The 26,592-nt window shown below is 31.4% G+C and carries 19 protein-coding genes and 1 tRNA gene; 9 read left to right on the top strand and 11 right to left on the bottom strand.

Annotation, left to right across the window (positions count from 1 at the left end; all coding sequences use genetic code 11):
- The first annotated feature begins 13 nt into the window (after window positions 1-13).
- The 8 genes from NH341_RS13920 to NH341_RS13885 all read left to right on the top strand — a co-directional run bounded on the left by NH341_RS13920 (window position 14) and on the right by NH341_RS13885 (window position 8,330).
- Complete coding sequence (locus NH341_RS13920; RefSeq protein WP_073184272.1) at window positions 14-1,204, top strand: FtsW/RodA/SpoVE family cell cycle protein; 1,191 nt, start codon at window positions 14-16, stop codon at window positions 1,202-1,204.
- 69 nt (window positions 1,205-1,273) lie between these two features.
- Window positions 1,274-2,365: an undecaprenyldiphospho-muramoylpentapeptide beta-N-acetylglucosaminyltransferase gene (murG, locus tag NH341_RS13915; RefSeq protein WP_159615080.1), complete on the top strand. Its 1,092-nt coding sequence runs from the start codon at window positions 1,274-1,276 to the stop codon at window positions 2,363-2,365.
- Entirely contained in the window at window positions 2,365-3,711 is a 1,347-nt protein-coding gene (murC, locus tag NH341_RS13910; protein ID WP_159615079.1) for a UDP-N-acetylmuramate--L-alanine ligase, read from the top strand. The genes murG and murC overlap by 1 nt, the downstream gene beginning before the upstream one ends.
- Window position 3,712: 1 nt before the next feature.
- Window positions 3,713-4,453 carry a cell division protein FtsQ/DivIB gene (locus NH341_RS13905; RefSeq protein WP_047790371.1) on the top strand — a complete coding sequence of 247 codons (741 nt, stop codon included), beginning with the start codon at window positions 3,713-3,715 and terminating at the stop codon, window positions 4,451-4,453.
- A complete protein-coding gene (gene ftsA / locus NH341_RS13900) occupies window positions 4,440-5,780 on the top strand; it encodes a cell division protein FtsA (RefSeq protein WP_047790372.1) in 1,341 nt (446 codons plus the stop codon). Before NH341_RS13905 ends, ftsA begins: the two co-directional genes overlap by 14 nt.
- Window positions 5,781-5,864: 84 nt before the next feature.
- Entirely contained in the window at window positions 5,865-7,727 is a 1,863-nt protein-coding gene (gene ftsZ, locus NH341_RS13895) for a cell division protein FtsZ (RefSeq protein ID WP_047790373.1), read from the top strand.
- Between the two features lie 69 nt (window positions 7,728-7,796).
- Window positions 7,797-8,243, top strand: a complete 447-nt coding sequence (locus NH341_RS13890) for a GatB/YqeY domain-containing protein (RefSeq protein WP_073184279.1) — start codon at window positions 7,797-7,799, stop codon at window positions 8,241-8,243.
- A 13-nt stretch (window positions 8,244-8,256) separates the two neighbouring features.
- Window positions 8,257-8,330, top strand: a tRNA-Arg gene (locus NH341_RS13885).
- Window positions 8,331-8,424: 94 nt separating this feature from the next.
- Here NH341_RS13885 and NH341_RS13880 read toward each other — a convergent pair.
- From NH341_RS13880 to NH341_RS13840, 9 genes are all read right to left on the bottom strand, one after another.
- Window positions 8,425-9,909 (bottom strand): SusD/RagB family nutrient-binding outer membrane lipoprotein, encoded by a 1,485-nt coding sequence (locus tag NH341_RS13880; protein WP_253057263.1) that lies wholly within the window; start codon window positions 9,907-9,909, stop codon window positions 8,425-8,427.
- 5 nt (window positions 9,910-9,914) lie between these two features.
- Window positions 9,915-13,109, bottom strand: a complete 3,195-nt coding sequence (locus tag NH341_RS13875; protein ID WP_159615078.1) for a SusC/RagA family TonB-linked outer membrane protein — start codon at window positions 13,107-13,109, stop codon at window positions 9,915-9,917.
- Window positions 13,110-13,548: 439 nt separating this feature from the next.
- Complete coding sequence (locus NH341_RS13870; RefSeq protein ID WP_253057261.1) at window positions 13,549-14,661, bottom strand: DUF4932 domain-containing protein; 1,113 nt, start codon at window positions 14,659-14,661, stop codon at window positions 13,549-13,551.
- A 161-nt stretch (window positions 14,662-14,822) separates the two neighbouring features.
- Window positions 14,823-16,616: a cadherin domain-containing protein gene (locus NH341_RS13865; RefSeq protein ID WP_253057259.1), complete on the bottom strand. Its 1,794-nt coding sequence runs from the start codon at window positions 16,614-16,616 to the stop codon at window positions 14,823-14,825.
- Window positions 16,617-16,790: 174 nt separating this feature from the next.
- Window positions 16,791-17,246, bottom strand: coding sequence for a hypothetical protein (locus NH341_RS13860; protein WP_047790376.1), 456 nt, complete (start codon window positions 17,244-17,246; stop codon window positions 16,791-16,793).
- Window position 17,247: 1 nt separating this feature from the next.
- Window positions 17,248-18,255 (bottom strand): hypothetical protein, encoded by a 1,008-nt coding sequence (locus tag NH341_RS13855; RefSeq protein WP_253057257.1) that lies wholly within the window; start codon window positions 18,253-18,255, stop codon window positions 17,248-17,250.
- Between the two features lie 3 nt (window positions 18,256-18,258).
- Window positions 18,259-19,092, bottom strand: a complete 834-nt coding sequence (locus tag NH341_RS13850; protein ID WP_159615075.1) for a hypothetical protein — start codon at window positions 19,090-19,092, stop codon at window positions 18,259-18,261.
- Between the two features lie 128 nt (window positions 19,093-19,220).
- Window positions 19,221-22,178, bottom strand: coding sequence for a sensor histidine kinase (locus tag NH341_RS13845; RefSeq protein ID WP_253057255.1), 2,958 nt, complete (start codon window positions 22,176-22,178; stop codon window positions 19,221-19,223).
- Window positions 22,162-22,905, bottom strand: coding sequence for a LytTR family DNA-binding domain-containing protein (locus NH341_RS13840; RefSeq protein ID WP_053056758.1), 744 nt, complete (start codon window positions 22,903-22,905; stop codon window positions 22,162-22,164). The genes NH341_RS13845 and NH341_RS13840 overlap by 17 nt, the downstream gene beginning before the upstream one ends.
- A 135-nt stretch (window positions 22,906-23,040) precedes the next feature.
- On the opposite strand from NH341_RS13840, the gene NH341_RS15400 reads away from it, so the two are divergent.
- The gene (locus tag NH341_RS15400; RefSeq protein ID WP_156167118.1) at window positions 23,041-23,118 is read left to right on the top strand and encodes a hypothetical protein; all 78 of its coding nucleotides are present in this window, start codon (window positions 23,041-23,043) and stop codon (window positions 23,116-23,118) included.
- A gap of 18 nt (window positions 23,119-23,136) precedes the next feature.
- Here the strand turns inward: NH341_RS15400 and NH341_RS13835 are convergent, their stop codons facing one another.
- Window positions 23,137-23,325, bottom strand: coding sequence for a DUF2892 domain-containing protein (locus NH341_RS13835; RefSeq protein ID WP_047790380.1), 189 nt, complete (start codon window positions 23,323-23,325; stop codon window positions 23,137-23,139).
- A gap of 1 nt (window position 23,326) precedes the next feature.
- The gene (locus NH341_RS13830) at window positions 23,327-26,533 is read right to left on the bottom strand and encodes an efflux RND transporter permease subunit (protein ID WP_253057253.1); all 3,207 of its coding nucleotides are present in this window, start codon (window positions 26,531-26,533) and stop codon (window positions 23,327-23,329) included.
- Between the last annotated feature and the right edge of the window lie 59 nt (window positions 26,534-26,592).

Here is a 26,592-nt window from a genome sequence, read left to right as displayed (position 1 = left end):
ACACTAAAGATTGATGAAAAACATCTTTCGACATATTAAAGGAGACCGAGCCATTTGGGCTATAGTTGCGATGTTGGCAATATTTTCATTTATGCCAATATACAGTGCAAGTACCAATTTGGTATACGTAGTTGGTAATGGATCTACCTTAGGGCATTTAGTAAAACATATTGTATTATTAATTACAGGTTTTGCAGTCATTTATGGAGTACATAAAATACCATATAGATATTTTAGTGGAGGTTCAGTATTAATGCTTCCTGTAGTTGTTTTACTGCTAGTTTTTACCTTAGCACAAGGAACTACCATTGGAGGAGCAAATGCAAGTAGATGGATTCGTATTCCGTTTGTAGGTATTGGATTTCAAACCTCTACATTGGCAGGTTTGGTATTGATGGTATATGTTGCTCGATACTTGGCAAAAAATAAAGAAAAAGTAATTTCTTTTAAGGAAAGTTTGTTGCAGTTATGGCTTCCAGTAGGTTTAGTATTGGTGTTAATATTGCCAGCAAACTTCTCAACGACAGCCATGGTGTTTTTTATGATTTTAATGGTCTCGTTTATTGGAGGATATCCACTAAAATATATAGGGTATATATTAGGAATAGGACTTTTTGCTTTTCTGTTTTTTATCTTAGTAGCTAAAGCATTTCCAGATGCAATGCCCAATCGTGTAAACACATGGAAAAGTAGAATTGAAAGCTTTTCTCAGTCTGATGGTGAAGAAGATTACCAAGTAGAAAAAGCCAAAATAGCAATTGCAACAGGAGGAGTAATAGGAAAAGGGCCAGGGAAAAGCGTACAGAAAAACTTTTTACCACAATCCTCATCCGATTTTATCTATGCAATTATAGTTGAAGAATACGGTTTTGCTGGAGCGATAGTGGTAATATTTATTTATTTCTTGTTGCTTTTCAGAATCTTAATAACTGCCAAAAAGGCTACAACCATATTTGCGACTTTATTAGTTGTAGGTGTGGGAATTCCCATTGTTTTTCAAGCAATGATTAACATGGCGGTAGCAGTGAATATTTTACCAGTAACAGGACAAACACTCCCGCTAATTAGTAGTGGAGGTACCTCAATTTGGATGACATGTTTCGCATTAGGAATGATTTTAAGTGTAAGTGCTTCTAAAAACGAAACTGAAGAAACAATTTTAGATGATAACCCTTTAGATATTTTACATGAAACGCTGGACTAAAAATACAGATGTATGGGTAGGAACTATTATGAGCGTTACATACAACACTGTTAACATAAAAAAGACTGTATGAAACAATCGATTAATATCATAATAAGTGGTGGAGGTACAGGAGGTCATATTTATCCTGCAATAGCAATTGCTAACGAAGTAAAAGTTCGTTATCCAGAAGCTAACATTTTGTTCGTAGGAGCAAAAGATAAAATGGAAATGGAAAAAGTTCCACAAGCAGGATATGAAATCAAAGGATTGTGGATTTCAGGAATCCAAAGAAAACTAACTTTAAAGAACTTAGTGTTTCCTTTTAAACTCTTAAGTAGTTTATGGAAAGCATATAGAATTATACGAAAATTTAAACCAGATGTTGCTGTGGGTACTGGAGGCTTTGCAAGTGGACCAACGTTAATGGTTGCTAATAGAAGAGGGATACCGACCTTAATTCAAGAACAAAACTCGTACCCAGGAATAACAAATAGATTGTTAGGAAAAAAAGCGCAAAAAATTTGTGTTGCATATGATAATTTAGAGCGTTTTTTCTCTGAAGATAAAATTATAAAAACAGGAAATCCAGTTCGTCAAGATTTACTATTTATTCATACTAAAATAGAAGAAGGGAAAGAGTTTTTTGAATTAGATACTTCAAAAAAAACAATTTTAATATTAGGTGGAAGCCTTGGTGCTCGTAAAATAAATCAGTTGGTAGAAGAAAATTTAGATTTCTTCAAAAAACAAGGAGTTCAATTGATATGGCAATGTGGTAAGCTGTATTATGAAGAATACAAAAAGTATGATGAATTAGAAAATGTTCAAGTGCATCAGTTTTTGAATAGAATGGATTTAGCCTATGCAGCTGCAGATTTCATTGTGTCGAGAGCAGGAGCAAGTTCAGTATCGGAATTATGTATAGTAGGGAAACCAACTATTTTTATTCCATCACCAAATGTGGCAGAAGATCATCAAACAAAAAATGCAAAATCTATTGCCGATAAACATGGAGCTCTAGTAGTTAAAGAGAGTGAATTAGACACTTTTCCTGTCGTATTAGAAACTTTATTAAAAGACAAAGGGAAACAAGAAAGTTTAAGTGAAAACATTAACGAGTTAGCGTTGCCAAATGCAACAAGTAATATCGTTAACGAAATAGAAAAATTAATTAGTTAGTGAATTTAAAAACGATACATAACGTTTATTTCATAGGTATTGGCGGAATAGGAATGAGTGCCTTAGCTCGCTATTTCTCTGTCAATGGAAAAGTAGTTGCAGGCTATGATAAAACACCAACACCTATCACTAAAGGTTTAGAAGAAATAGGAATTGAAGTAAGTTTTGAAGATGCTGTAAAAAACATTCCAATTTCATTCTTACATAAAGAAAAGACATTGGTGGTATATACACCAGCAGTTCCTAAAAATCACTTACAATTAAACTATTTTAAAGACAACGGATATACCGTCTTGAAAAGAGCAGAAGTATTGGGAGAAATTACAAAGAATACTTTTTGTTTGGCTGTAGCAGGAACGCATGGAAAAACAACAACTTCTTCAATTTTAGGACACATTATGCAACCTGAGAAAGCAACTTCGTTTTTAGGAGGTATTGTAGAAAACTATGATTCTAATTTAATTTTAGGAGAAGATAGGATCTCTGTTGTTGAAGCCGATGAATTTGACCGTTCGTTTTTAAAATTATCACCCAATATTGCTTGTGTAACCTCTATGGATGCTGATCATTTAGATATCTATGGAGAAAACGAATTCTTACAACAATCATTTAGAGATTTTGCAAGCAAAGTTTCTGATACTTTAATTGTCGCAAAAGGGTTGCCTTTAAAAGGTTTAACATATGCTGTTAATGAAGAAGCAGACTATAAAGCCTATAATGTAAAAATAGAAGAAGGTAAATATGTTTTTGATGTAAAAACACCAACATCAGAAATTAAAAATATAACATTTCATTTACCAGGAAATCATAACATGATGAATGCTTTGGCAGCATTAGCTATCGCAGATGTATATGGAGTGCCTTTAGAGAAAACTAAAAAACAATTAGGAAGTTTTAAAGGGGTACAGCGTAGGTTTTCGTATAAGATAAAAACAGAAGATGTTGTGTTGATTGATGATTATGCACACCATCCAACTGAAATAAAAGCAGTATCGCAATCTGTTAGAGAAATGTATCCCAAAGAAAAGGTATTAGCTGTATTTCAACCACACTTGTTTAGTAGAACAAGGGATTTTGCAGATGATTTTGCTAAAGCATTATCGTTGTTTGATGAAGTGTTGTTATTAGATATTTATCCAGCAAGAGAATTACCGATAAAAGGAGTTACCTCAAGTTGGTTATTAGAGAAAATTACCATTGAAGCTAAAAAACTAATCTCTAAAGAAAAATTAAGTGACGAAATTATAAAATCAGAGTCAAAAATTATAGTAATGTTGGGAGCAGGGGATATTGGTTTATTAGTTAATAAGGTAAAAAACAAATTAGAAGAAAAATATAAAAAATAGAATGAAAAAATTAGCAACATTTTTATCTTTTTTCTTGCTGCTGATGTTTTTGATGTTTTTGTATGGTTTTACAACTAATAGAAATGGATCAAAAAAAGTAAAAAGCACGGTAGTAGAGTTTGCTGCTGGAGATAATAACTTTTTGACACACAGTATGGTTGATAAAATGTTAATACAAAATGATGAATTTGTTAAAAACCAACCAAAAAGATTGGTAGATTTACATTTTCTAGAAACTAATGTTTCGGCGAACCCGTATGTTGAAAAAATAGCTGTGTTTTTAACCATAGATGGGGTGTTAAAAACTACCATAAAACAACGAACACCGATAGCTAGAATTGTTGATAAATACAAATCTTTTTATGTAGATAAGTATGGGGTTAAAATTCCGTTATCTACAAATTTTTCAGCAAGAGTACCATTAGTTTTAGGAGTGAGGGAGCCAGAAGAAATCAAAGAATTAACAACGTTAATAAAAACCATAAATAGTAGTAGTTTTTTTGCTAAAGAAATTATTGCTATAGAAAGAGACGCCCAAAGCGAATATACATTTACAGTTCGTAGTGGTGACTATAAGATAATTTTTGGAGAGTTAATAGATGCCTCAATAAAGTTTAAAAAGCTAACAGCATTTTATAACAAAGCATTTACAGACAAAACCATTAATAATTACAAAGCTATAAATGTAAAATACCACAACCAAGTTGTGTGCACAAAACAAAATCAAGATGGAGAACAATAAAATAGCAGTTGGTTTAGATATTGGTACAACCAAGATTGTTGCCATGATTGGTCGTAAAAACGAATACGGTAAACTTGAAGTTTTAGGTATTGGTAAAGCGAAAAGTTTAGGTGTAAAAAGAGGTGTAGTCAATAATATTACGCAAACAATTCAATCTATTCAGCAAGCAGCTGAAGAGGCAGAAAGTATTTCGGGATATAAAATAGAAAATGTTGTTGTAGGTATTGCTGGACAACATATACGTAGTTTACATCATAGCGACTATATAACTAGAGAAAAATCAGAAGAGGTAATTGACAGAACTGATATAGAAAATTTAGTGAGTCAGGTACACAAATTGGTTATGTTACCTGGTGAAGAAATTATTCATGTATTACCACAAGAATTCAAGGTAGATAGTCAGCCAGATATCAAAGAACCTATAGGAATGTATGGAGGAAGGTTAGAAGCTAATTTCCATGTTGTAGTAGGTCAAGTATCTTCCATTCGAAATGTAGGAAGGTGTATTAAAAGTGCAGGTTTAACTCTCTCAGATATTACACTTGAACCACTAGCCTCAGCTTCGGCAGTGCTTAGTCAAGAAGAAAAAGAAGCTGGAGTAGCACTAATTGATATAGGTGGCGGAACTACAGATTTAGCAATATTTAAAGATGGAATTATTCGTCATACAGCAGTTATTCCCTTTGGAGGTAATGTTATTACAGAAGATATTAAAGAAGGTTGTTCAATAATTGAAAAACAGGCAGAATTATTAAAAATAAAGTTTGGTTCAGCATGGCCAGGAGAAAACAAAGAAACAGAAATTGTTTCGATTCCAGGGTTAAGAGGAAGAGAACCTAAAGAAATTACACTTAAAAATTTATCAAAAATAATTCACGCAAGGGTTCAAGAAATAATTGAACACGTATATCTAGAAATTAAGAACTACGGACACGAAACTCAAAAAGGAAAATTAATTGCAGGTATTGTATTAACAGGAGGTGGAGCTCAATTAAAACATTTACGTCAGTTGGTAGAATATATTACTGGAATGGACGTTCGTATTGGATATCCTAATGAACATTTAGCTGGAGATTCTGATGAAGTATTATCGAGTCCAGCATTTGCAACAGCTGTAGGATTGTTAATGGAAGGTTTACAAAAAGAAGCAGAAGAAAAAGTAGTTATTGAAGAAACACCAGAGGTGTTAGTAGAAGAAACTATTGAGGAAGAAAAAGAAATTATAGAAGAAGTTCAAGAAGAGAAGGAACATAAAGCGAAAAAACCTAAATCTTTTTTTGATAAGTTCACAGAACGATTCAAAGAATTTTTAGATAACGCAGAGTAATTAGTATATATAAGAATACTCCTAATTAATCCCCTAAAAAGGAGTGTAAAATTGAATAAGAATTAATAAAAAAGAAAAGTTATTATGAGCGCAGAATTTGATAACATTTCATTCGACATGCCAAAAACACAATCGAATGCCATTAAAGTAATTGGTGTTGGTGGGGGAGGAAGCAATGCTGTAAACCACATGTATAGTAAACAAATTCACGGAGTAGATTTTGTAATTTGTAATACAGATGCACAAGCATTAGAAAACAGTCCTATACCTAATAAGGTTCAATTAGGAGCACACTTAACTTCTGGTTTAGGTGCAGGTGCTAATCCAGAAATTGGAGCACAAGCAGCGGCTGAAAGTATACAGGAAATTCAACAAATGTTGAGTACACATACCAAAATGGTGTTTATCACCGCAGGTATGGGAGGAGGTACGGGTACAGGAGCAGCTCCTATTATAGCAAAAATAGCTAAAGATATGGATATTTTAACGGTAGGAATCGTTACGATGCCATTTCAATTTGAAGGACGAATGCGCTCAAAACAAGCTCAAAAAGGAATTGATGATTTACGTGATAATGTAGATTCATTAATTGTTATCAATAATAATAAACTGCGCGAAGTTTATGGTAACTTAGGTTTTAAAGCAGGTTTTTCTAAGGCAGATGAAGTATTAGCAACAGCAGCCAAGGGTATAGCAGAGGTAATTACCCATCATTATAAGCAAAACATCGATTTACACGATGCTAAAACAGTACTATCAAACAGTGGTACAGCAATTATGGGATCTGCAAAAGAAACAGGAGCAAACAGAGCTAAAAATGCTATTGTAAAAGCATTAGACTCTCCTTTGTTGAACGATAATAAAATTACAGGAGCTAAAAATGTATTACTATTAATCGTTTCGGGAGGAAATGAAGTTACGCTAGATGAAATAGGAGAAATTAATGATTATATTCAGGATGAAGCAGGTTATGACGCCAATATTATTATGGGTATTGGAGAAGATGAATCATTAGAAGACGGAATAGCTGTAACCGTTGTAGCTACGGGTTTTGCTGCTGATCAGCAAGGGAATATAACCAATACTGAGGTGAAAAAAATAGTTCATACTTTAGAAGATGAACAAAAGGCAACTTATAATTTTGGAGATCAACAAGTACAAACTTCTACACCAATTAATGAGCCTATAAAAAACAAGCCATCAAATAAAGTTATTCATGTTTTAGAGGAAGAAAAAGTTGAACCAAGAGCTGAAATTATTCCAACAACACAAGCAATAAAAAATATAGATGTTACATACGATGAAATTGAAATAGAAACAGTTTCTGAAGACGATTTCATTATTACTAATATAGCCGAACCTAAAGTAGAAGAAAGAGAAGTAAAAGAGCAATCAACACAACAAGACTTGTTGTTTGATTTACCATTAAATTCTTATGAAGAAATAAAACCAGCATCTCATCTAGTTGAAACGTCTAACGAGATTAAAAATATCGAAGTAGAAGCCGAAGAAGTAAAGTATCATAAGGTTGAAAAGCGCTATGTATTAGATGACTTCAGTGCACAACCAACAATTGGTAAAAGCTCTACTCCGATAATTAAAGACCAAGTAGAAGAGGAGTTACAATTTGAGGTAAAATCTCAAACACAAGAAAAAATTAATAATATAAACACTACAAGTGAAGAAGTTTCTCCATTAGATTTAACAATTTCTGAATTGCAGAAAAGAGCTAAGGAAAGAAGAGAGAAAATGAAGGGTTTTAATTATAAATTTAATGATCAGGTTAGTAAAAATATAGATGAAATAGAACGTCAACCAGCATATAAAAGATTAGGAGTTGATATTGAAGCAGGATCAGATATTAGTAAATCAGATACAGCATTGAATACAGATAATAACGATTTATTACGTTCTAATAATTCGTTTTTACACGATAATGTAGATTAATAAAAGAATAACACTTATTTTTAAAATCCCGATTTATCGGGATTTTTTAATACTTTAAAACATAAAAATATGAGTTTGCAAAAGCAGGTAATGGATAAAATGAAAGAAGCTATGAAGTCTAAAGACACGGTAGCTTTAACGGCTTTAAGAGCATTAAAGTCAGCTTTTATGCTAGCAAATACCGAAGCGGGAGCAGGAGAGCTTACAGAAGCAGAAGAATTAAAAATTATTCAAAAGCAGGTAAAACAACGTAAAGATAGTGCTACTGTGTTTACAGAACAAGGACGTAATGACTTGGCTGAACCTGAATTAGCTGAAGCGGCTATTTTAGAACAATTTTTACCTGAAGCTTTAAGTGAAGAAGAAATTGGAAATATTGTAGAGAAAACTATTGCTGATGTTGGTGCTGAAGGAATGAAAGATATGGGAAAAGTAATGGGAATTGTATCGAAGCAATTAGCAGGACAAGCAGATGGGAAAACAATTTCAGCAATTGTAAAAGCTAAATTGGCATAACAATTATTTTATAGACTCAGTAGTTCAACTGGATAGAACATCAGATTTCGGCTCTGAGGGTTGGGGGTTCGAGTCCTCTCTGGGTCACTAAAAATAGAAAAGAGATTGTTATAGTAACAATCTCTTTTTGATAAAAACAATCTTTTTATGAGAACAAAGTTTAGTTTTTACCTACTATGTTTTAATACTTATCCCAAAATATTTTAGTAGTCATTAAATCTCCTCCTATTTTTGCTGAAGCAGTCTCATAATTCGTTTTGTTAAGTGTTGCTTCTAAATGAGAATAGATATTCCTAACAGGTACTTTGCCATCTGCTTCAGATACAGCATTATCAGGAGCTTTTATGTTTGGAAAGTCCAGTCTACGATATTCAGTCCAAGCTTCAAAGCCTCTATTGTAATAAGATATCCATAATTGATACGCGATTTTTTCTTTTGTGGTACCAGACGCAGTATTAAAAGAAACATCAGGTCTATTTAAGTAGTTTTGCTTATCTAAAGAACTTACATTCCAATAGTCCATGCTAGCTTCAATTCCTTGCATATAATAGGTGGCACTTGTTCCTCCAACATCAAAACCTCTATTAGCAGCATCAGCTAATAAAAATGATGTTTCAGCAAAATCAAACAAAACACCAGGCAAAGAAGGATCTCTAAATATTTCAATATTTGTATTAGATGTATTTTGATACCCACCTCCACTGGGACCTATTGCGTATGGATAACCAACATATTCTCCATTTATTTTTGAATTAGAATTAAAAAAAATATCTCTTCTAGGGTCTTTTTTTGAATTTAACTCATCTACTAAAAACTTTGTTGGAACATAATGATTTTCAGTTGTAAGAGCTAGAAAAATAGGATTCCTTTGACCAGAGACAGAATAATATTGTAATAGTGCATTTTCAGAATTATTAGATATTACTCCAGATTTAAAGGCGCTTTCAATTAAATCTTTAGCATCAGAGTTAAGTTCAGGTATATCTGCTAAATGAAGTCCTAACTTTAGCTTAATACTGTTAGCTAGTTTTTTCCATAGATTAACATTTCCTCCATAAATTAAATCTCCAGAAGAAAAACTAGATTCATTCGTGTTTAGCTGATTAATGGCTTTATTAAGACGATCTGCTAAGCTTAAATAAATTTCTTGAGCATCATCATATCTAGGTTTTGGATATTTTACAAAATCTAAAGCTTCAGTATATGGTACATCACCATATAAATCAACAAGTGTTTGAAAAACGGCAATCATTTGTATTTCTACAATAGCAATTTTGTTTTGCTTTTCAGCTTCTTTGTTAGGTGTTACATTTTGTGATATTATTATCTCTTTTGCGTTTTTAAAATCAGTTAAAACATCTCTATAAAGTAGATTCCAGAAACCTGTACCAATATTTCTTTTTGTTTGATTATATCTGTCTTCATCAACAAATTCGGTATTAGTCCAATACTGAACATATTTTCTGAAATTATTAGAGTTAGGGTTTGTATTTGTTAAGAAATACATGTAGCTCACTTGAGATTGCGTCATAAGAGCTTCAGGTAATACAGTTTCATACCCTTTAGTGTCAGTATTTAGGTTTTCAATATCATTACAAGAAGAAAATAATAAAGTTATTCCTAATCCTAATATTACAGTTCTTTTTATTTTATCGACTATTTTCATATCTATTAAAATTGAGCTTTTATGTTAAAACTATATTCTTTAGTAGTAGGTAATACACCTGTTTGGAAACCTTGTAGGTTACCAGAAGAAGCACCAGCTTCAGGGTCTGCATATGGTAAATTTTTATGTATTATCCATAAGTTGCTACCACTTGCTGTAAAAGAAAGGCTATTGAGAAAAGTGTTTTTTAAAAATTTCTTAGGAAGATTGTAACTAAAAGAAACTTCTCTTAATTTAACAAAAGAAGCATCATATACATACCCCTCATCTGGGGTATTTGCACCTAAATCATAATCAACAGGAACAATTTTGGTATTTCTAGTGCCATCTGAAAGCACTCCATCTAATATAATTCCTCCACTATTTTCATCGTTTGTAACAGAGTTTCTTTTAGGGTTTCCTAAGTGATTATTTCCAACACTACTTTGGTAAATACCAGTTTGTGCTCCGTATTTTTGATCTAAAGACCATACATCTCCTCCTTTTTTAACGTCTATTAAAAAACTAAAAGAAAAATCTTTGTATTTGAACTTATTGTTTATACCACCAATCCAATCAGGATTTATGTCGCCTATGATTTTACTGTTTTCAATATCGTAGTAGCCGTTTTCTTTTATAACTTTTTGATTGTTAATGTATTTGAATCCTGAGCTAACCATTTGTCCAACAGGTTTACCTACTTCTGCAACTAGAGACACTCCTTGAAATCTTCCAATTTCAAAACGACTATCATTTTCATTAAGGCTAATAACTTTATTTTTGTTGGTAGACCAATTAATTTGAGATTCCCATGTGAAATTATCTGTTTTTATAGGGGTAGCATTTAAGCTGACTTCAATACCCTTGTTTTCGACATTACCAGCGTTAACCCATGCAGATGTACTTCCTGTAGCTCCCGTTACACCAACAGACATTATTTGGTCTGTAGTGTTGGTTTTGTATAATGAAAGATCTAACCCCAATTTATTATTAAACATTTTTGTTTCTAAACCAATTTCATAACCTTTAGTTTTTTCGCTTCTTAAGTTTGGGTTTTTTCTGCTGTTTTCTGTGGAAAATTGTATAGCATCTCCAAAGTTTGAATATTTAATATACTGAGAGTTAAGTACAGCAAAAGGAGCATCGTTACCTGTTTCAGCATAATTAAGGCGCAGTTTTCCAAATGAAAGCCAGTTAGCTTTCAAGTGTTTGCTAAAGATATATGTAGCAGTTAGAGAAGGATAATTATAAACATTATTTTCTTTAGGTAAAGTAGAAGACTGATCAACTCTGTAGGTAGCTTCTAAAAAATAAGTATCATAAAAGCTCAAAGAAGCGTTTGTATAAATACTATTAGTACCAATTGATGATATAGACTCAGATAAAGGGTCTGGATTTTGAACAGAATTGTTTATAGCGTAGATGTTAGGTATAACTAAGCCGCCTTTTGTAATAGCGTAAGTATAATTGCTTTTTGTTCTTCTTACGTTTCCTCCTAATAATGCAGTGAAACTTATATTGTTGGTAATTTTTCCTTGAGCATTAAAAATTAAATCTAAGTTGAACTCCCTAAAGTTTTTATCAAATCTAGAGTATTGCCCTTTAAGTTCAGGTTGTCTTTTAGAGCCAACAGCTATTGTTTCTTCTTGAGTTTGATTATAAGAATCAATACCACCTCTTCCGGTAACACTTAACCAGTCTTTTATTTCAGTTGTTAAACTAAAATTACCGAAAAAGCGGTTTCTTCTTATACTTCCTATATTATTCTTTCTTTGAAAATAAGGATTGTCATGAAATGCAACATTTAAATCGTAAGGTCCATATACACTCCAAGTTGTGTTTAGTTGTGTTTCTTTATAAGCTGTTTTTAAATCAGCAAAGTCAACACTAGAAGAGTACCATTGTCTTACACTACTGAGGTAATTGTTACCACCAGCACCATATCCAGTTTCATTAAGACCTCTACCATGGGTTTTATTGTAGTTAGCAGATGCAGTAACAGTAGTTTTATTACTTAGCTTATAGCTTCCTGATAAGTTAAAATTATCTCTTTTGTAACTACTGTTTGGTAATATTCCTTGATTTAAATCATATTTAGAATAACTAAAACGAAAACTTCCAACTTCATTATTACCAGAAATAGAAATGTTATTGTTAAAAGTAATACTTTTTGTGTAAAAGCTATTAGCATCATTTTTAGGAGCCGTCCATGGTGTTGCTTTACCGTAGGTAGAAAGTTCAGGAAAAAAAGAGTTCCACCTGTATACTAGTAAATTAGGGTCGTAAGCAGGGCCCCATGAAGCATCATCTGTAGGCTCATAAGGGTGAGAACCACTGCCTAAATCGATATTTCTTGAAGGGTCTGAAAAAGAATTCCACCAACCACTACCATATTCTTTTTGATATTTAGGTAAGGTTTTAAAATCTACAGCTCCAATTGTTACGCCACTATTAATTGTAATACCTAAACCCTTACTTTTTCCTCCTTTTTTAGTGGTAATTATAATAACACCGTTTGTAGCTCTTGAACCATATAAAGCAGAAGCAGCAGCTCCTTTTAATACATTCATAGTTTCAATATCATCAGGATTGATGTCAGCCACAGCATTACCAAAGTCATATCCTCCTGTGTTACCTCCGCTTTTTTGATCAGCAGTATTTGTGTTATCATTATTTAACGGGACTCCGTCAACTACCCAAAGAGCTTGGTTGTTGCCAGTTAAAGATGTTGTCCCTCTTATAATTACATTGGTGGATCCTCCAATATTACCATTTCGTCTAATTTGTACTCCAGATATTTTACCAGAAATAGAATTAGCTATGTTTCCTGAATTTACCTTAGTTAGGTCGTTTCCTTTGATTTCCTGTGTAGCGTATCCTAAAGATTTTTTTTCTCTTTTTATACCTAAAGCTGTAACAACTACTTCATCTAAAACATTTTCGTTTGTAGACATAGTTACACTTATCACGTTAGAGGATCCAACTGTTTTTTCAATAGTTGTCATTCCTACAAAACTAAATATTAAGATATCATTTTCTTTAGCCTTGATAGAGTAGTTACCATCAAAGTCTGTTTCTGTACCTTTTGTGGTACCCTTAATGAGTATACTTACCCCTGGAAGCCCCCCGGATTCATCTGAAACTACCCCAGATACTGTTTTTTCTTGAGCAATTACAATTGATGTAACAAGAAAGAACAGTAGTAACAATTTTGTTTTCATATTTTTAAAAAAATTAAGTTTATTTTGTAAATAAATAAAAAACAAATTGTTATTATTATTGTTTTGTTAATATAGTATTGTTATTAGTTATAATAGTTTAAGTTTTGTTCTTTTTAATTGTTTTTTACCTTAAGATGTTGTTTTTCAGAATCTATTACTGTTTTGGAGTTTTTTAATCTTGTTTTATTTAATAAATAGTATAGAGGTTACTATTTTGATTTATTCTAATTATAGAAGTTAATAAGAATGTAGGTAGGTTTATTAATTTAGTATAAGGAATCAATACTAGTTAAATGTTCTCTTAAAATATTTTCCTTAATTTCTACTGAATTTTTAATTGTATAATAATTATTATGATATAATAAATTAGTTGTAGCGTTATGGAGAGTAATAAGTATTTCTTTGTTGAATAATTTTAACTGTTTTTTATTTTTAGGGTTTATATTTTTTGTTTGCTTATTTCAGAAGCTGTTTTATTGAAAAAAAATATTAACTCTGTCATAAAACTCTCTAATGTTGGATATCTATCTCTATTATTATCATATCTTTCTAGTTCTTTGACCAGCTCATGAGTCCATAAAAAACCGCTATTTAATTGCTCATTCAATTCCTTTTTGATTGTTTTTTTATCAAAATTATGGTCCTTCATATATTTAATAACAGTCGCTCTAACCAACGCTTCATCATACATAGTTTTCCAATTACCATATGCTTGTTTATTCATTTCATCTTTTACTTTATCAAAGATGGTTGTCCCGCTTTCTTGTAGTTCAGAGCGGTGTTTTTCTATAACATGATTTACAAAGGAATGATTGAATTCATGTAAAATAGTTGGGAAATAATCTTTCATTTCATATTTGGGCATACCTAAGTTATCAACACTCCACGTTCCCATTATAGCATAGACCACTTCATTTCCATTCGGATAAATTATTTTTGGACCATAGCTTGCTCCTCCATTTCCTAAGGCATTTATAATTTTAAATTCTCCTTTTGGGTTTTCTCCATAAAATTTTTGATACCATTCTAGGTCTAAATTTTGATAAACTTTTTTAAATCTATTTGATGCAGCTTTGTAGAGTTCTTTATTGTCATTAAAAAAAGTTTCACAGTCGGCATCAGTATAAAATTCATTTAACAGTTTTAAAAACTGTGTAGAGTTTTTTTCAGTCCACGATTTCTCAAGTGATTTATTTGAAAAAGGTACTATCAAAGTTTTTATATTTGGAGGTTCAGTTATATGTATAGCCATACTCATAACTGAACTAAAACCAATTCCTTTTTTATGTAATTCACTTTTTACATACTTAATTAAATCGTGACTTTTAAATTTCTCAAAATGATTTTCAATGCTTTCAACATACTTAGGAAAAAGATTTTGACTATATTCATGGCTATCTGCAAGCCTAAAAACAATGCTTAATAACTCTATACGTTTATCTACTTTTGGTTCTTTTAGTATTGTTTCTTTTTGTTCGCTTACTTTTTTTCTATCTTGAGAACAAGCGATTAAAGTGATTAAAATCAGGAATATTCCTATTATTTGTTTCATTTAATAGATCTTTTTGGACAATTTCTAATGGCACACAATTTCTTATGAAGGCCATTAAAAGTTATTTGATAAACAGCAGGTAGAAATTATAAAGAAGCTTAGGTGCTGTAAAAAAGGTCAAAACAAGTGTATGTTTTGACCTTCTTCTAATAGCATGATTTTTAAGGGCAAGAAGTATTATAGCTAGCAGTACTATCTTTTGTCCAAGTGCTTGGTGGGGTAAAACCAGCATCTATTTTTATACAAGTTAAATCTGGATTAGATGATGCATTCATATAAGTCATATTAGCATTGTTGCCATTAGCTATATTTAAACTTGTTAAGTTATTATTATAAGCCATAAAACTCTTTAAATTTATGTTATTACTTAAATCAATACTTGATAAGTTATTATTATAGACTTGTAATTGCGTTAATTTTACAAGTTTACTCACATCTAAACTTGAGAGTTTGTTTCTATTAATGTTGAAGTCTTTAATTTCAGTTAAACTACCCAAATTTATTGAAGTAATTTGATTTTCACTACAAATTAAATTAATTAAAGAAGAATTATTTTGTAGGTTTAAATTACTTAATTTGTTATTTGTAATATATAATCCCTCCAATAAAGTATTTTGAGTAAGATCTATATTTGAGAGATTGTTGTAAGAACATGTTAGGGTTTCTAGTTTTATATTTTTAGAAACGTCAAGAGAGGTTAATTGATTATTATAAATATTTATGATTTTTAGTTTAGTATTATTACTTAAATCTATATTAGAAATTTGATTTGAACTTAGGAATAATGCATTTAAATTAATAAATTCCTCAATACCCGTTACATCAGAAATGTTTTTATTATTTGCCTTAAGAGTTCCTGTAAAGTTATTAGCTTCAGTTACTTGTATTTCGTTATCTCCATTTGTATTTATAGCAGTATTTGCTACTAAAACTGCTTTAAAGTTAGCGTCTGGTATGTTTACAACGTTGCCTCCGGTTTCAACTACATCAGAAACATTAATTCGTATTTGTTTATCTACATTGTGTACACCATCAGAAATTCTTATTGTTAAAATGTGATACGTAGAGGTTTCGTAATCTAAACTTTTACCTGTAATTAATGATATTTTACCATTATTGGCATCAATTTCAAATAAGTTTCCTGTTGTGCTCAACCCTGGCAAACTATAACTAATGTTGTCGCCTTCTGCATCAGTAGCTTGTATTTGCCCAATAATTAAGGTATCATTAATATCTTCAGGAACGCCAAAGGGACCAAATGCAGTAAAAGTAGGTGGAACATCGTTTATATTCGTTACATTTATAGTAACAGTAGCGTTGTCTGAACTACCATTACTGTCACTTACTTTTATATTTAATGTATGCGTAGTATTATTTTCATAATCTAATGTTTTACCAGATGCAAGTCGTAATTCTCCTGTATTGCTAAGAACAAATAAATTAGTAGCATCTCCACTTTCTATTGAAAAACTTGATAGATCACCATCAGTATCGTTAATCGCCAACGTTCCTATCAAATCTGCATCTGTAATATCTTCAGAAACAGTAAAACTTTGATCGTTAATGGTAATAGGACTATTTTCGTTTACATCGGTAACGTTAATGGTTATTACTGCTGAGGTTTTGTCTTTACCATCACTTACTTCAACTGTAATTTCGTGTTTGGTTTGGGTTTCATAGTCTAAACTTTTGTTAGCAGCAATGCTTAGTTCTCCAGAAACATTAACAGCAAATAAGTTGTTGTCATTTTTAGTAATTTTAAATGTTAAGTCGTCTTTATTAACATCGGTAGCAGTAATAATACCTATTTTGGTGTTAGCTGATTTATCTTCAGCTACGGCGAAGCTTTGTGCTTTAATTACAGGAGGTGTATTTTGTGGTTCATCGTCTTTACTACAAGAAATAAGCTGAATAGCAATAAAGCTTAGTAATATCCCTTTTTTAAATAATTTCATTTTGATCTTTTTTTAATTAATAGTACAAGAGTACTTTTATATGTAGATATTTTAAAAAAACAGTTTACGAAGAGTAAATTGAGTTTGTAAATTGAAAATGTAAATTCAAGATAAACCATGAACCCCCTAAAAATCAATTGATTTTTAGGGGGCATGTTTTATGAAAGACGATTACTAATTTGCTATTCGTACAATAAATTCTTTAATTTTTTTTTGAGACATTGCTTTTACTTTTGTGTAATTTTTACTATAAAAATTACTGTATGCAAAGTTAGTCCAATCTGCATCTTGCTTATTGGCTGCCATTACCATAACAAAACTTTCTTTATCATATGAAATTAAAAAAAGACCAATATTATTATAAAAAACTGGCCTGTTCAGCTCTTTACTTTCTGCTTCTTGATATTTGTAAATTGCAGGGATACATTTTTTACAAGCAGCTACGGCTACTGTTTTTGTAGTACCTAATAAGCTATATTGAAAAAACTTAGTTTTGGTTTGCTTATTTCCAACAGTTCTTTCTCCTTCAAGTAAATGATAAAGACCATTAATATTTTTAGTAGGTACTTCATTTTGAGTATAGACTGTAATAGGGAATATAAATACGAGAATATAGTTGAAAAATTTCATGTTATTTTACGATTACTGACCTTTCGCAGCCAGAATTAGCATTGTACAATTGTAAACCCGAACCACCACTATTTGGATTAAATTTATAAGAATAACTGTAAGAACAATTAAATTTAGAAGAGCTATTGGCTCTTATAGTGGTTGAGTTTTTACTACCCGCTTTAAAAACATAAATATCTTTACCAGTTCGGTTTATAAAAGTTACGGTTGTTAAAGCATTTCCCTCATCCATAGCTTTCATACGAGCTTGATGCTCTTTCAATTTTTTGTATTCAGGAGTGGCTCTGATAGAATCATTGTAACGTTTTATTTCATCAGCATCCATTTTTTTTGCTTTTTTAATAGCGCCTATTTTAGCTTTGTCTTTTGCTGTTAAAGGTATTGCTTGCTTTTTTTTCATAGCAACTACATAGTCGTTAAACTTTTTATCGAGGTTTAAAGATGTAAGATATTTGTAAGTAGGTGAAGAAGGTACTGATGAGTTTCTGGCTGATTTAATTTTAGCTTTCATTCTAGAAAGGAACCCTCCCTTTTTCTTTTTAGGAGTTTTAGCTGTAGCTTTTCTGTCTTTTACAAGCACATAAACCGAAGTTACATTTTCCATACGAGGGGCACTTCCGTCGTATATTTTTCTTAATTCAAATAGTAAATCATCAATTACCATATAACCTTTTTTTGTATAACCGTGTTTTATACTCATAGGATACACATAATTGTCTATGGTGCCATAATCACTTAGTTCGGTTTCACGAAAAGCTCGTTTGTTTTCACTAATAAATCTAGCTTCAAAACCAACAGGAATGCCCGATGGGGTGCGCTCTAATTCAATTTTAACAGGCAGATAGTCTGTATTAAAATTATAAGTACCATCGCCTTTAGCTACTAAACCACCAAAACCTTGGTAGGTAGCTCCATCTCCATTGTTTTCTAGTGCTTCAAAAAGAGTTTGTTGTGCTTGTATTGTTATTGTTAACAAAGTTAATACACTTAGTAAGAATATTTTTTTCATCTATTATTTTATTATATTGATTTTCTGATAAGGACTGTATCTTAATTCACCTGTTGTAAAACCTTTTAATCTTAAAAAGTAATTCCCTGTACTTGGAATATAGGTTGAAAAATTTGAAGTAATAAAAGAGTATGCCCAGGTGTTTCCTGATAAGAAACGAGTAGTAGCAACTTCTCCTAATTTATTTAAACTTAAATCATATATTTCCATACTTATAGTTAAGTTGTTAGCAATAGCAGAAGCTGCAGATGATCCAAAGTGAAAATCGAATTGCTGACGGGTACTTAAACCTAATTCGGTTAATACTGTTGAGGTTGAAGTTCTATTGCTTAGGAAAAAGAAGTGATATAAAAAATCATCTTCATCTCCATCAACCATAATATAAGGTCTGTTAGGTGAAGTAGGAGGTATGCTTATTTCTAATTCTGTGTTACTTTCTTTTTCTACAATAAAAGCTTTGTAAATGTCTGTTTTAGCTTTAAAATGTTCTTTTATAAAATTTAAGATACTAATATTTGCATTAGCATCATCAACTTTTGAAAACTCAAGAGGTAATGTATATTCTTGTTTTAATACATCTCCTTTAATTTTTATTTCATAATTGTAATCACTATTATATCCTTCAACCGAAACTTCAGGAACCCAAAAATTATTAATTACATCTCCTAAATCATAAATGAAATAGGTGTCTTTGAAGTTAGCAAACGTTTTTGTGAAATAGGCTTTTGTGATACTTTTGTTTTTAGGAGTATCAACTACATTGTCATCATTATTTCCACATGATATTAATTGTAGTCCAATCATTAAAATAAATAATCTTTCTTTTAAACTTTTCATTTTTACTATTTTTTAGTATTAGATATGCAATAGTAGTTGTAAAGGATTATTTTGTAAGAAAATGTTTTGTGAACAGTAAAAAGAGTTTATGAATAGTTTTTTACAAGCAGGTAAAAAGCGATGTTAATTTAGAATAGATACTTAAAAGGCATGGTTACAATTACTCTTGTGCCATTAGGATTGTTGTTTTTATAAATATCTTCAATAACAAAACCTATTTTAGTAACATATTGTTTTTGAAAAATTTCTAAACGTTTTTTTATGGAGTTCAACGCAAAAGATTCATGACGGTTTCCTTGGCGGAGATTAATTTCTTTACTTTTCTTTCTTCCAATACCGTTATCAGTAATAATACATTGTAAGGTGTTTTCTGATAGATTGAAGGTGATGTCTAGTTTTTTTTCTCCTTCTTTATGTAGTAAACCATGTACTAAAGCATTTTCAATAAAAGGTTGAATTAATAAAGAAGGAACTTCTAATTCTTCATGAGAATCGTAGGTAATGGTGTAGTTAAAGTCATCACCAAAACGAAGTTTTTCTAGTTGGAGATATACATTTAAAAATTCTAACTCTTTTTCTATAGGAATAAAATCTTGATTTGTATAGTTTAAGGTGCTTCGTATAAGTTTAGCAAATAATACAATACAGTCGTAGGAAGCATCAGTGTCTTGTTGTAAAACTAAATCTTGAATAGAGTTTAACGCATTAAAAATAAAATGCGGATTCATTTGTGAACGCAAAGCAGTTAAATTAATAGCGATCAGTTCTTTTTCTAAAGATATTTTTTCAAGTTGGGCAATGCGCTCTTTTTCCTTTTTTAGCATTGCTTGTTTAAAGTATAAAATAGTAGCTCCTAAAATAATAGAAACAATAAATAAGATAAACCACAAGGTTCTCCAAAATGGTTTTTTAATAAAAAAGTGTAGCTCTTTTATTTCATAGTTAGTACTTGTACTATTTAAAAATGGGTGTACTTGAAAGGTGTATTCACCCGCGGGTAAACTATTGTATTTTATTGAGTTTTCACCAATAGCTGTAGTTAACCAAGCATCGTTATATCCTTTTAAACGATATTTATACGTTCCTTTTTGGTTAAACAAAAAACCATTAACATTAAAATTTATTCTTATTGCGTTTTGATTATACCTTAAGGTATAATTTGAAGTAATTAGGGTGTCTTTTTCATTAATTTCTACAGCACTAAAATATACTTTAGGATGTAATGTTTTAAAAGCATTGTTTTTATCAACGGAAAATAACCCTTTGTCAGATGAGAAATAGATTTTGTTACCAATTATTTCAATACCAGAAATATTGTATGATTTAATACCGTCTCGCTTGGTAAGTGTTTTGAATTTGTGGGTGAGGATATCGAGTTTTTGAATACTGTTTACACCTACAATCCATAGGTTATTTTGGTCAGCTTTAATTTTTTCAATAATATTTGAGGTTAAGCCATTTCGTGTGGTATAATGTCGAATTACTTTGCCATTTTTAATTCCCAAAAGGCCATTTTTAAATGTGGCAACCCAAATAATACCATTAGCGGTTTGGGTTATCGATTTACTATAGATGGGTTTTTTATTGTTTACAATTATTTGTTTGTTCCAAAGGCTATCATATACAGCTAATTCGTCAACAAAGGCAACATAAACTTGGTGTTTTATTTCGTCATAAAAAGAATCGTAAGTTCTTTTATTTGTTGAAATAAATTTTTCTTTACCGTTGTAATTAGCATTTTTTAATAAAACAACTTTGTTATGGTTGGTATATAGTAAATCGTTGTGAGCTAAGAATGAAAAACTTTTTGCAGCATCAAAAAATCTAGTTTTTTCAAGGGTTAAATTTTTATAATCTAAAATATAACTTCTAAACCCCTTACTAAGGTAAATTTTTTGCTGATTAGGGTTGTATTTTAGTTTAGATAATTTTCCTTCGTTAACAGGTAAATTAATAGTTTTAGAAGTATGGGAGTTGGTATTATAAAAAATAACATTTCCACGGTTACTCCCCATAACCAAGGTACTATCGTTTATTTTGTCTAATGTTTTTATATTTTCCTCTTTTAGAGGAATATTACAGGTTTCTATATGAATATTTGGAATAATATAAACACCATTATTTAAACTAGTAAGCCAATAATTATTGTCTTTATCTCTAATGATTTTGGTAATGTGTTTGTCTGTTAAAAATCTTTTTTTTAGTTGAAAAGCAGCGTTTTTGAAAGCAAAAACCCATACTCCTTGATTTGTTGCTATCCAAGTTTCATCGTTATGCTCAAAAATAGTATAGAGCTTTATTTTTTCAAGAGATTTTAGCCCTTTTACAGATTCTAATTTTTTTTGAGAGAAGTTTAATTTATAAAAGCTGTTTTTTTTGTTTCTTATTTGGGAGTATATGTAAGTTGAGCTTGTTTTAAAGATAATAGACTTTCCCAAACTTATAGCGTTACCTTTTTTTCCTTTATAAGGAAGATTGGTTTCTATTAGTGAAGTTATACTGTTGTCTTTGTTTATTGAAATAATAGAATCGATGGCTCCTGAATAAATCGTATTGTTAAAAGAAAACGGAGTTCCAAAACCTTTTTTAGTAGTGTGTTGTTGTATTATTTGTTTAGTTTTTAAATCTATTTTGTAGATCGTTTTTACAGTAAAAACCCATAAAAAATCATTTTGTATTACAAAATCACCCAGTTCACCATTTAAATAACCACTTAAGTCTTTAAATAAATGTAGCTCATCGTTTTGGATATAGAAAAACTGACCAGAAATATTATTGCACCAAATTCGTCCTAAGTTATCTTCTTGAGTATTAAATACAGAAGCTCCACGTTGTAATGGGTTGCTATAGTTTTTAAAGGTTTTACCATCGTATCTATACAATCCTTTGTTTGCACATAGCCATATAAAACCTTTACGATCTTCATGAATGTTATAGAATTCATTATCGGGAAGTTTATTTTTTTCAGATAATTGTATAAATACAGGATCTTGTGCTTTTGTTGCTATTGAAGTACAAAGAATAAGTAATAAAAGAAAATACTTTATTAAAAGAAATGATGGTTTATGACTAAATACTACTTTCAAAGCTACTTATTCTTGATCTAGAAATTTTAGCAGTAATAGCTCCATTATCTAGAGTGAGGTTTAAAGTTGTTTTGTTTAAAAACTCAATGTAAGTTAAATTAACAATCCACGCTCTATGAGAACGGAAGAAAGAAGGCTCCTCAGACAGTGTGTTTTCGAAAAATTTTAAATTTTTACTAGCGATAATAGTTGTTTTATTTACAACGTGTATTTTACTATAAGCTCCGTCAGCTTCAATAGCAACAATGTCTGTTAAATTGAGAATATGTCTATTTCCTAATTCAGGAATAACAATTTTTTTATAGTTTTTATCTTTTATAGTTTCAAGAAGTGCTTGATAGTCAACTAGCGAAGCTTCTTGATGTAGTTTATGCTCTAGTTTTTTAAGAGCTATATCTAGTTTATTTCTGTCAATAGGTTTTACTAAATAATCAATAGCATTTAACTCAAAAGCTTTAATAGCATAGTGATCATATGCAGTAACAAAGATAATTTCAAATGATATAACATCAAAAAACCTTGCGATTTCATAGCCCGCATAATTAGGCATCTGTACATCTAAAAACACCACATTGGGTTGTAGTTCTTTTATTTTTTGAACACCAGACTCTAAGTTATTACAAGAATCGAGAACAGTAATATTGATAGATGCTCTCTCTAGTAAGTTAGATAAAACATTTCTAGCACTTTGTTCATCATCAATAAGGATTGCTCTAATTTCATCCATAAAAACAAATATAGGGATAGTACGTTATATAATTATCAGTATTTTACGAAAGAAAAAATGGGTTTATGAGAAAGAATTAAATAGTAGGAAGAAGGTTTGTTACTAAACTATAAATAGAAATGTGTTGCTGTAATTATGGAGCATTTTTTTGAAGCTCCAGCAGATTTACAGCAACAATTCCCAAAATTGTATAAGAAAATCAACTTATGTTGAATTATTCTATAGAATAAATTAATCTTTTACTTTAAAAACCTTGGTTAAAATATCATCTAGTAAACACCATTTGGTTAATGATGATTGTAATAAGTTTGCACCTACAAAGGCAGTAAACCATAACCAATTATTATTTACTTTGATTGCTAGGATTAAACTGATAAGTATAAACGTTCCTGCAATACCACGTACAATTCTATTTTTCATGTTACTTATAATTTTTACGCTCAATTAAATAATATACTAGTGGTACGACTAATAAGGTAAGCACAGTAGCTGTAATGGTTCCTCCCATTAAAGAGATGGCTAACCCTTGAAAAATAGGGTCGAATAAGATTACAAATGCGCCAATAACTACCGTACCTGCTGTTAATAGGATAGGAGTGGTACGTACTGCACCAGCTTCAATCACAGCTTGCTTTAGCGGAACTCCTTCTGCCAAACGTAAGTTGACAAAGTCAATAAGTAAGACGGAGTTTCGTACCATAATTCCTGCGAGGGCAATCATTCCAATAAATGAAGTTGCAGTAAAGTAAGCACCCATCATCCAGTGTCCTAAAATAATTCCTACCATTGATAAGGGAATGGCAACCATCATTACAATTGGAGCTTTAAAGTTTTGAAACCATCCTACAATTAACATATAAATAATAATGATAACTCCTAAAAAGGCAATCCCTAAATCTCTAAAAACTTCTAACGTAATTTGCCATTCACCATCCCATTTTACGGTGTAATCATCTTCAAAATCGGGTTGCTTAATGTATAATTCGTTCAATTCATATCCCTTTGGAAGTAGAATTTCTTTTAATTTTTCTTCCATTCCTAAAATAGCATAAGCGGGACTTTCCAATTCCCCAGCCATATCAGCCATCACATATACTACACGCTTTTGATTTTTTCTATAAATACTTTTTGCACTGTTTTTTTCTTCAACAGAAACCAAATCACTTATAGAAACTAGGTTGCCGTGTTTCGATTTAATTTGCAATTGAGCAATGTCTTGCACAGAAGATTTTTCTTTTTCATCCAGAGCAAATACAATTCCTACTTGATTAGAAGCATCTTCATCATATAAAGTTGAAACCGCTCTGTTAGATAGTGCCATGTTTAAAGTGTAAGCAATTTGTTGAGGAGCTACGCCATATAACATTGCTTTTTCTTTGTCGATTACAAATTCGTATTCAGTTTGATTGTCTTCTACCATCCAATCAATATCTACCACATCGTCTGTATTGTGTAAGATATTTTGAACTTCATTGGCGATTTCAATTTGCTTGTCATAATCTGGTCCGTATACTTCCGCAACAATAGTAGATAGTACAGGTGGTCCAGGTGGAACTTCTACTAATTTTACATTGGCATTAAATTTAGCTGCAATAGCTTGAATTTCTGGTCTGAACAATTTTGCAATATCATGACTTTGTTCACTTCTATCATGTTTATCAGTTAAGTTAACTTGAATATCCGCCATATTGCTACCCCCGCGTAAGTCGTAATGACGAACCAATCCGTTAAACGTAATAGGTGCAGAAGTACCCACATAGCTTTGGTAGTTTACTACTTCTAGTCTTGTAGCTAAGTATTGTGCTATTTCTTTAGTTACCGCATCGGTACGTTCTAAAGTAGTACTTTCAGGCATGTCAATGACTACTTGAAATTCGTTTTTGTTATCAAAAGGCAACATTTTTACAGCGACTGATTTGGTAAAGAATAACGACATAGAACCTAGCAGTAGAGCAATAGTGATTCCTAAGAATGCCCAACGTTTGGTTTTATTTTCAATAAGCGGACGCTCGAATCGTTCATACAACTTATAAATCAAAGTACTTTGCATTGCTTTGGTTTCATCTTCTTCTACCTTTTCCTCCACACCGTGCTTGTCTTTTTCGCGTAAGAAAATATATCCTAAATATGGAGTAATTGTTAATGCAACAAATAATGACAAAATCATGGCGATAGAAGCTCCAATAGGCATCGGACTCATATAAGGTCCCATTAATCCAGAAACGAATGCCATTGGTAATACTGAAGCAATTACGGTAAAGGTTGCTAATATAGTTGGATTACCTACTTCGTTAATAGCATATAAGGCAGCTTGCTTAAACGGCAGTCGTTTCATTTTAAAATGCCTGTGCATATTTTCTGCAATAATAATGGAATCATCTACCACAATACCTGTTACAAATACCAAAGCAAATAAGGTAATTCTGTTTAAGGTGTAATCTAACATGTAGTAACTTAGCAAGGTAAGCGCAAAGGTGATGGGAACTGATAAGAAAACCACTAAACCACCGCGCCATCCCATGGCTAACATTACGACTAAAGTTACAGCTATAATGGCACCGATTAAGTGTAATAATAATTCTGATACTTTTTGTGATGCTGTTTCACCATAGTTACGGGTAATTTCAACATGTACATCATTAGGAATTAAGTTGGTACGTAAATGATCAACCTTCGCTAAAATTACATCGGCAATTTGCATAGCATCCGCTCCTTTTCGTTTTGCTACCGAAATGGTTACTGCTGGGTATTCTGATTGATACGTTGAAGCATTACTACTTGCTTGTCCATAACCAAAACTTACATAGTTTTTAGGAATTTCTGGTCCGTCTATTACGTTCGCGATTTGTTTTAAATAAATCGGTTGATTTTGTTGTACTCCAACCACTAAGTTTTTAACATCTTCAGCAGATTGTAAAAACTTTCCTGTAGTTACTAAAAACTCGGTATCGTTTTTATCATAACTCCCCGCACTTAGTTGCTGATTGCTGGATTTTAACATTTCAGTAACCAATAGAAAGTCTAATCCACTTGCAGCTAATTTATCTTTGTCTACTACCACACGAACCTCACGATTTCTACCTCCAATTTTTTGAGTAATCGCTACATCATTTACCTTTTCAATTTCATTGGTAAGTTCTTGTGCTATTTGTTTTAATAGATAATCGTCGTAGTTTTCACTCCATAATGTTAACCCTAACATAGGCACATCATCAATCGCACGCGTCTTTACCAAAGGCATGGTAACCCCTTTCGGCATTTGATCCATATGCTTGTTAATCTCATTGTATAGTTTTACGAACGAACGTTCAATGTCTTCGCCCACATAAAACTGAACAATGACCATTCCTTGTTCTTTCATTGAAGTAGAGTATACGTACTCTATTCCTTTGATGTTCGAAATTATTTTTTCTAAGGGTTTGATAACTCTCGATTCTACTTCTGTAGGGCTCGCTCCTGGATATCCCACAAAAATATCAGCCATAGGCACATCAATCTGTGGTTCTTCTTCTCTCGGAATTAAAAAAGAACTGTACACTCCAATTACCATAAACACGACCATTAATAGTATGGTAAGTTTAGAGCCTATAAACCCTTTGGCTATTTTTCCTGCTATACCTTCTTTCATTTTATATAATTTGAAAATTTGTTGATTTGATGATTTGAAAATGGTGTGATTGGTTCATT

Origin of the sequence: Tenacibaculum sp. XPcli2-G, assembly GCF_024124505.1 — a bacterium.
Classification (GTDB): Bacteria; Bacteroidota; Bacteroidia; order Flavobacteriales; family Flavobacteriaceae; genus Polaribacter; species Polaribacter mesophilus.
The sequence above is the reverse complement of the archived record's forward strand: the minus strand, read 5'-3'. Positions and strand labels throughout refer to the sequence as shown.